The following is a 7,711-nucleotide window of genomic DNA, read 5'->3' as shown; positions in this document are numbered from 1 at the left end:
GAGCGTCGCGGACGGACGCATGACCGCCGCTACGAGCTTCTCGTCCGGGCGGTAGTACCCGCCGATCTCCACGGGCTTGCCCTGCACCGCGTTGAGCTCGGAGACGATGGACTCCTCGTTCGCTGCGAGCTTCTCGGCGACCGGGGCGAAGGCCGCGGCGAGCTCCGGATCCTTCGTCTGCTTCGCCAGCTCCTGCGCCCAGTACAGCCCCAGGTAGAAGTGGCTGCCGCGGTTGTCGATCGTGCCGAGCGCGCGGCCCGGCGAGCGGTCCTCCTCGAGGAAGGTACCGGTCGCGGCGTCCAGCGTCTCGGCGAGCACGCGGGCCTTCTCGTTGCCCGTGCGGTCGGCGAAGTGCTCGAGCGAGGCGGCCAGCGCGAAGAACTCGCCCAGCGAGTCCCAGCGCAGGTAGTTCTGCTCGACCAGCTGCTGCACGTGCTTCGGAGCGGAGCCACCGGCACCCGTCTCGAACAGTCCGCCGCCGGCGAGCAGCGGCACGATCGAGAGCATCTTGGCGCTCGTGCCGACCTCGAGGATCGGGAACAGGTCGGTGAGGTAGTCGCGCAGCACGTTGCCCGTCACCGAGATGGTGTCGAGACCGTGACGCATGCGCGCCAGCGTGTACCGCGTCGCCTCCTCCGGCGCGAGGATCGTGATCGTCAGGCCCTTGGTGTCGAGCGTGGCGAGGCCCTGGTGCACCTTCGCGATGATCTGGGCATCGTGCGAGCGGTTCGCGTCGAGCCAGAACACCGCGGGCACGCCGGTCGCACGGGCACGGCCGACGGCGAGCTTGACCCAGTCCATGACCGGGATGTGCTTGGTCTGCGTCGCGCGCCAGATGTCGCCCTTGCCGACCTCGTGCTCGATGAGGACGGTGCCCTCGCTGTCGAGCACCTGGACGATGCCGTCCGCCGCGATCTCGAACGTCTTGTCGTGGCTGCCGTATTCCTCGGCCGCCTGCGCCATGAGACCCACGTTCGGCACGGTGCCGATGGTGGCCGGGTCGAGCGGGCCGTTCGCGATCACATCGTCGATCACCGCCTGGTAGACGCTCGCGTAGGACGAGTCGGGGATGACCGCGATCGTGTCGGCCTCCTCGCCGTCCTTGCCCCAGAGCTTCCCGCCGTTGCGGACGAGCGCGGGCATGGACGCGTCGACGATGACATCGCTCGGCACGTGCAGGTTGGTGATCCCCTTGTCGGAGTTCACGTACGACAGGCGCGGCCCCTCGGCGATGGCCTTGTCGAACGCCGCAGCGATCTCGTCGCCACCGGCGACGTTCGCCAGCCCCGCGAGGATGGAGCCGAGGCCGTCGTTCGCGCTCAGTCCGGCCTCGGCGAGCTGCGTGCCGTACTGGTCGAAGACATCCTTGAAGAACGCCTTCACCACGTGGCCGAAGATGATCGGGTCGCTGACCTTCATCATCGTCGCCTTGAGGTGCACCGAGTAGAGCACGTCGTCGGCCTCGGCCTCCGCGAGGGTGTCCGCGAGGAAGGCGTCCAGCTCCTTCGCGGAGAGGAACGTCGCGTCGATGATCTCGCGCGGGAGGACCTTGAGTCCTTCCTTGAGGACCGTGACGGTGCCGTCCTTCGCCGTGTGGCGGAAGGAGAGGACGTCGTCGTGAGCGGCGACCCACGAGCGCTCGTTGTGCTTGAAGTCGTCGTGGCCGAGGGTCGCGACGCGGGTCTTCGAGCCCTCGGCGAACGGCTTGTTGCGGTGCGGGTGCTTCTTGGCGTAGTTCTTCACCGCGAGCGGCGCGCGGCGGTCGCTGTTGCCCTCGCGCAGCACCGGGTTCACTGCGGAGCCCTTGATGCGGTCGTAGCGGGCGCGGACGTCCTTCTCCTCCAGCGACGAGGGCTCGTCCGGGAAGTCGGGGACGTCGTAGCCCTGCTGCTGCAGCTCCGCGATGGCGGCCTTGAGCTGCGGGATCGACGCGGAGATGTTCGGCAGCTTGATGATGTTCGCCTCGGGGAGCGTGGCGAGGCCGCCGAGTTCGGCCAGCGCGTCGCCGACCTGCTGCTCCGGGGTGAGCTTCTGGGGGAAGGCGGCGAGGATGCGGCCGGCCAGAGAGATGTCCCGCGTCTCGAATTCGATGCCCGCCTGGCCCGTGTAGGCCTGGATGATCGGCAGGAACGAGGCGGTGGCCAGCGCCGGTGCCTCGTCGGTGTAGGTGTAGATGATGGCGTCGTCGGTCACCGGGAGGTTCTCCGTTCACGAGGGCTATTTGTCTCGATACCAAGATACCTGAGCGGCCCTCGCCCCGAAGCGGCGCTCCCGGCGACGGGGTCCGGCACGTGACCGGTCCGTGAAAAGTCCGCCCGAGTGATGAATGCGGTGAGCGGAGGGGCTAGCCTGGGGGCATGTCCGAACTGCGCATGGTCGAACTCTCCGCCGCGACGATCGTCGCCGTGAACAACCTGTCGCTCAAGCCCGGACAGGAGCAGTTCCTCGCGCCCGTCTCGTACGGCATCGCGGCCACCGTCATCAACCCGCAGACCTCCTGGCAGCGGGTGATCCTGGACCGCAACGAGGTCGTGGGCTTCGTCAGCGCCAACTTCGACGACGAGGCCCCGGAGGAGCACTTCCGCTCCGTGCTGTGGCGCATCAACGTCGACGCGGACGACCAGGGTCGCGGCATCGGCCGCTTCGCCGTCGAGAACCTCATCGACGAAGCGCGCACCCGCGGCGTCGACCACGTCAACGTGATCTACGAAGCGGGCGAGGACGGCCCGGAGGCCTTCTTCCGTCGCGTCGGCTTCACCCCCGTCGGGGAGACGGCCTACGGCGAGGTCATCGCCGAGATCCGCGTCCCCTCCTGAGACCGGCGGCGGGGTCTCGAATCCCCTCCCCCATCGAGACTCCGTCGCCCTCGGATCCCGCCGGACGGCTCGACCTCGATCCTCCTCAGCGCTGACCGTTGCCGTCCGGAGGCGTGCCCTTGCCCCGGCGACTGTTCCACGCGGCGAGCGCTGAGGCGGCAGCACCTGCCGCGCGGTCGATGGCCTCCGCGGAGCGGTGCAGCATGTCCTGCGCGGCGTCCTGCCAGGCCGCGGTCGGAGGTGCCTCGCCCGTCTGGACCTTCGCCGCGTGCTCGGCGGCCTCGAACGCCCGCTCCAGCTCCGCGACAGCGTCGCGGTACGCCGCGTACTCGGCGGCGGTCACCCGGCCCGTCGTCTGCCGACGCGCCTCGACCGCGGCACCGGCGGCCCGCAGGTAGGCGGCCGTCTCCGGACGCTTCACGTCCGTCATCTCGGGATAGGTGATCTGCAACGCGGGGTCTGTCTCATACCGCATCCACCGCGCCGTCACCGCGTCGTGCTCCGCATACAGGCGCTCCAGCGGCCGCGGCGCGGAGCCGGCGGGGATCGCGGCGCGAGCGGCGTTCACCCTGACCCGCCGGGCGCGGACGTCGGCCGCCGCGGCCCTGGCGTCGCGCTCACGCTCCTTGAGCATGCGTCGGGCGCCGGACACCTGCTCCGCGCTCGCCCGCTGCGCGGCCCGCTCGGCGGAGACCCGGGCGAGGTCGGCCCGTGCCACCTTCAGCGCCGTCCGTCGCACCACCGCGCGCTGCTGGGCCTCGCGGAGGTCGTGCCGGGCCGCGTCGTACTCCAGCCGGCGGCCGCTGCGGGTGTTGCGCCGACGGACGCCGATCGCGCCCGCGGTCACCCCGGCGGCGGCGGTCGGCGCGAGCCACCACCACTCCGCGACGAGGAGGAAGGGGTCCATCCCTCGATGCTACCGATCCCGGCGCACCCGCGCCCGGACGAGGAAGCCCCGGCATCCGTACGGATGCCGGGGCCACTGTCGCGGCAGGACGTCAGACGAGCGTCTCCTGCCAGGCCGCGTGCAGCTGGGCGAACTTCCCGGTGCCGCCGATGAGGGCGGCGGGGGTGTCGTCCTCGATGATCCGGCCGTGCTCCATCACGAGCACACGGTCAGCGATCGCCACCGTCGACAGCCGGTGCGCGATGATGATCGCCGTCCGGTCGGCCAGCAGCGTCTGCAGCGCGTCCTGGATCAGCCGCTCGGACGGGATGTCCAGCGAGGCCGTCGCCTCGTCGAGGATCAGCACCGCCGGGTCGGCGAGGAAGGCGCGGGCGAACGAGATGAGCTGTCGCTGCCCTGCCGAGACACGACCACCGCGCTTGTTCACGTCGGTGTCGTACCCGTCCGGCAGCGCCGAGATGAACGCGTCGGCGCCCACCGCCCGCGCCGCCTCGCGGATCTCGTCCAGAGTCGCATCCGGGCGCCCGAGCGCGATGTTGTCGGCGACGGTCCCGCTGAACAGGTACGCCTCCTGGGTGACCATGACGATCGCGCGGCGGAGGTCCTTCGGGTGCAGCGACCGCAGATCGACGCCGTCGAGGGTCACCGTCCCCGCGGACGGGTCGTAGAACCGGGAGATGAGCTTGGCCAGCGTGGACTTGCCCGCCCCCGTCGTCCCCACCAGCGCGATCGTCTGCCCGGCGGGGATGTCGAGCGAGAAGTTCGGCAGGATCGTCTTGTCCTCGTTGTACGCGAACGTGACCTCGTCGAAGCGGATGTGCCCCCGGGACTCCCAGAGGTCCACCGGCTTCTCGGGGTCCGGCACCGTCGGCACCTCCTCCAGGACGCCCGACACCTTCTCCAGCGCCGCGGTGGCGGACTGGTAGGAGTTGAGGAACATCGCGATCTCCTGCATCGGAGCGAAGAAGTTGCGCACGTAGAGCACGGCGGACAGCAGCACGCCGACCGTCAGGGCCCCCTCCGAGACCCGGATGCCGCCCCACAGCACGACCACGCCCAGGACGAGCGCCGCGACGCCCATGAGCCCCGGCTCGAACGTGCCGAACAGCAGCATCGAGCGGCGGTTCACGTCCCGGTACTCGCCGGCCACGCCCTGGAAGGCCTCGTCGTTGCGCGGCTCCTTCCGGAAGGCCTTGACCGCGCGGATGCCCGTCATGGTCTCCACGAACTGCACGATCACCTTCGCGCTGATCACCCGGGACTCGCGGTACACGAGCTGGGAGCGCGAGTAGAACCAGCGCATGAGGAAGAACAGCGGCACGCCGCCGATCGCGAGGATCAGGCCGGACTGCCAGTCCCACACGCACAGGGCGATGAACGTGAAGACACCGAAGAGCACGCCGGAGACGAGCTCGTTCAGGCCGCCGTCGAGGAGTTCCTTGATGGAGTCCAGGTCGCTCGTCTGGCGCGAGATGATCCGCCCGGACGTGTACGACTCGTGGAACTCCAGGCTCAGGCGCTGGGTGTGCAGGAAGATGCGCTTGCGCAGGTCCAGCAGGACGGCCTGGGTCAGCTTGGCCGCGATGATGACGTACCAGGCGATGAGCACGGCGGCCAGAGCGCCGGCGAGAAGATAGATCCCGCCGACGACGAAGGTGGGCATCCAGTCGGCATCGTCGAGCACCGCCGGCAGCGCGCGGTCGAGGCCGATGCTGATGAGGATCGGCCCGGCCACCTGCAGCGCCGTCGAGATGACGAGCACCGTGGCGGCGAGCACGATCTGCGGCTTGAGCGGGCGCACGAGCGAGCCGAGCAGCCGCAGCGAGCGACGGCGGATCGCCCTGCTCTCCTCCGTGGTGAGGCGGGAGCGGTCCTCGTCCTGGGTTCCGGTGAGGGAGCTCATCGCTGCACCTCCTCTCCTGCGAATCGGGAGGCGCTTCCCGGCGCCTCATCGTCGGCCTCCTGGCGGATGCCGTCCTGCACGGTGTCGTGGATCTCCGACTGCTCGTCGCGGATGATCGGGATGGCGCCGGTGCGGGCCGCCTCCTCGGCCTCCAAGCTGGAGATGACGTGCCGGTAGTGCCGGCTCGTCTTCAGCAGCTCGGTGTGCGTGCCGACCGCGGTGATCCGGCCGTCCTCCAGCAGCGCCACGCGATCGGCGAGGGCCACGGTGGACGGACGGTGTGCGACGATCATCGCCGTGGTGTCGGCGAGCACGTGCCGCAGCGCCTCCTCGACGAGGGCCTCGGTGTCGACGTCCAGCGCCGACAGCGGGTCGTCCAGGACGAGCACCCGCGGCTTGGCGGCCACCGCTCGGGCGAGGGCGAGCCGCTGGCGCTGTCCGCCGGACAGGCTCAGTCCCTCTTCGCCGATGACCGTCTCGACGCCCTCGGGGAGCGTGTCGACGAAGGCGGCCTGCGCGACGTCGAGCGCCTCGCGCAGGACGCGCTCGGCTTCGGGGCTGTGCACGTCGAGGTCGGCGCGCCCGAGCAGGACGTTCTCGCGGACCGAGGCGGAGAAGAGCGTCGCGTCCTCGAACGCCATCGCGATGTGCTCGCGCAGCTCGGCGAGCGTGAGGTCGCGCACGTCGACGCCGTCGAGCGTGACCCGCCCTCCCGTCACGTCGTAGAGCCGCGTCGGCAGGGTCGTCAACGTGGTCTTGCCGCTGCCGGTGAGCCCGACCAGCGCCATGGTCTCCCCCGGTCGGAGGACGAGGTCGATGCCGTCGAGCAGGTCCCGCTCGTCGGGGGCCGCGTCCTGGTAGCGGAAGTGCGCGTTCTCGAACGCGAGCTCGCCGCGCGGGTTCTCGATGTGCACGGGGTTCGCGGGGTCGGTGATGGTGTTCGTCTCCGAGAAGATGTCGAACACGCGGTCCGTCGCCGTGCGCGCGTCGAGCATGAACGAGAAGAGGAAGCCGATCGACTCGATCGGCCAGCGCAGCACGACGGCCATCGCGAAGAAGGCGAAGAGCTCCGCCGAGGTGATCGCGTCCTGCGAGATGAGCCAGATGCCGGACATCAGGCTCAGGCCGAAGGCGATCTGTGGCATGAGGTCGAGCCAGAACCAGATCGAGGCGATGGCCCGGGCCTTGCTCATCTCGGTCTCGCGCAGCGTCTCGGCCTGACGGCTGAAGCGGCGGAGGGCGTGCGTGCCCCGTCCGAACGCCTTGAGCACCCGGATGCCGTGCACGCTCTCCTCGACGCTCGTGGCGAGGTCGCCGGCCTGGTCCTGGCTGCGCCGCGTGAGGGCGCCGTAGCGCTTCTCGAACAGGTAGCCGCGGATCCACAGCGGGATCGCCGTCACCAGGAAGATCGTGCCCAGCAGCCAGTGCCAGCGGAACAGCAGGACGGAGCCGATGAGGATCGTCAGCACGTTCACGACGAGAAGCACGAGGCCGAAGGCGAGCCACCGGCGGATCAGGCCGATGTCCTGCATCATGCGGCTGAGCAGCTGGCCGGACTGCCACCGGTCGTGGAAGGCGACCGGGAGGGTCTGCAGTCGCGAGTAGAGCTCGGTGCGCATGCGGTACTCGACCTGCGTGGCCGGGAACAGCACGAACTGCCGGCGGAGCCAGACCATGAGCGCCTCGCCGAGGCCGAGGGCGAACACGGCGAGCGCGCCCCAGACGATCGCGTCGAGCGCTCCGGACTGCACCGGCCCGCCGATGATCTGTTCGAGCACGATGGGGATCATCAGCGCGATGAGCGCGGCCGCGAGCGCGCTGGCGGCACCGCCGGCGAGACGCCAGATGACCGGCTTCACGAAAGGCTTGAGCCGCCACAGCGCGGCGGGCGTGGAGAGGGAGGACGAGGGGGACGGTTTCTGCGCGGAAGACGTGGAAGACATGTCTCTCAGAGGAGTCGAGGGTGAGAAGAGTGAAAGGACGGATGCGAGAGCGGGCTCACGGAGCCCGGCATCCGGTGCAGAAGAGGGCGGGGGCTCTAGGAGAGCGGGCGCGCCGGGGTCGAGCCGAGGGTGGCGATCCGCG

General features: G+C 70.0%; 5 protein-coding genes. 1 reads left to right on the top strand and 4 read right to left on the bottom strand.

Annotated elements, in window-relative coordinates:
* Positions 1-2,193 (bottom strand): NADP-dependent isocitrate dehydrogenase (locus tag M4D53_RS12360; protein WP_259954282.1); only part of this gene is annotated, 2,193 nt, incomplete at its 3' end.
* Between the two features lie 164 nt (positions 2,194-2,357).
* On the opposite strand from M4D53_RS12360, the gene M4D53_RS12355 reads away from it, so the two are divergent.
* Positions 2,358-2,816, top strand: coding sequence for a GNAT family N-acetyltransferase (locus M4D53_RS12355; RefSeq protein WP_101847088.1), 459 nt, complete (start codon positions 2,358-2,360; stop codon positions 2,814-2,816).
* An 85-nt stretch (positions 2,817-2,901) separates the two neighbouring features.
* Here the strand turns inward: M4D53_RS12355 and M4D53_RS12350 are convergent, their stop codons facing one another.
* The 3 genes from M4D53_RS12350 to M4D53_RS12340 form a co-directional block, all read right to left on the bottom strand.
* Positions 2,902-3,723, bottom strand: coding sequence for a hypothetical protein (locus M4D53_RS12350; protein WP_187663466.1), 822 nt, complete (start codon positions 3,721-3,723; stop codon positions 2,902-2,904).
* 91 nt (positions 3,724-3,814) lie between these two features.
* Complete coding sequence (locus M4D53_RS12345; protein WP_060923216.1) at positions 3,815-5,626, bottom strand: ABC transporter ATP-binding protein; 1,812 nt, start codon at positions 5,624-5,626, stop codon at positions 3,815-3,817.
* Entirely contained in the window at positions 5,623-7,569 is a 1,947-nt protein-coding gene (locus M4D53_RS12340; RefSeq protein ID WP_259954281.1) for an ABC transporter ATP-binding protein, read from the bottom strand. Before M4D53_RS12340 ends, M4D53_RS12345 begins: the two co-directional genes overlap by 4 nt.
* Positions 7,570-7,711: the final 142 nt, after the last annotated feature.

Origin of the sequence: Microbacterium meiriae (assembly GCF_025143875.1) — a bacterium.
GTDB classification, from domain to species: Bacteria; Actinomycetota; Actinomycetes; order Actinomycetales; family Microbacteriaceae; genus Microbacterium; species Microbacterium meiriae.
Note: the sequence above shows the minus strand (reverse complement) of the source record. Positions and strands in the feature narration are given on the sequence as shown.

What these genes read in the sequence shown, in the direction of transcription:
- M4D53_RS12355 (WP_101847088.1), top strand. Translation starts at nt 2,358, where the DNA reads ATGTCCGAACTGCGCATGGTCGAACTCTCCGCCGCGACGATCGTCGCC.
- M4D53_RS12350 (WP_187663466.1), bottom strand. Translation starts at nt 3,723, where the DNA reads ATGGACCCCTTCCTCCTCGTCGCGGAGTGGTGGTGGCTCGCGCCGACC.
- M4D53_RS12345 (WP_060923216.1), bottom strand. Translation starts at nt 5,626, where the DNA reads ATGAGCTCCCTCACCGGAACCCAGGACGAGGACCGCTCCCGCCTCACC.
- M4D53_RS12340 (WP_259954281.1), bottom strand. Translation starts at nt 7,569, where the DNA reads ATGTCTTCCACGTCTTCCGCGCAGAAACCGTCCCCCTCGTCCTCCCTC.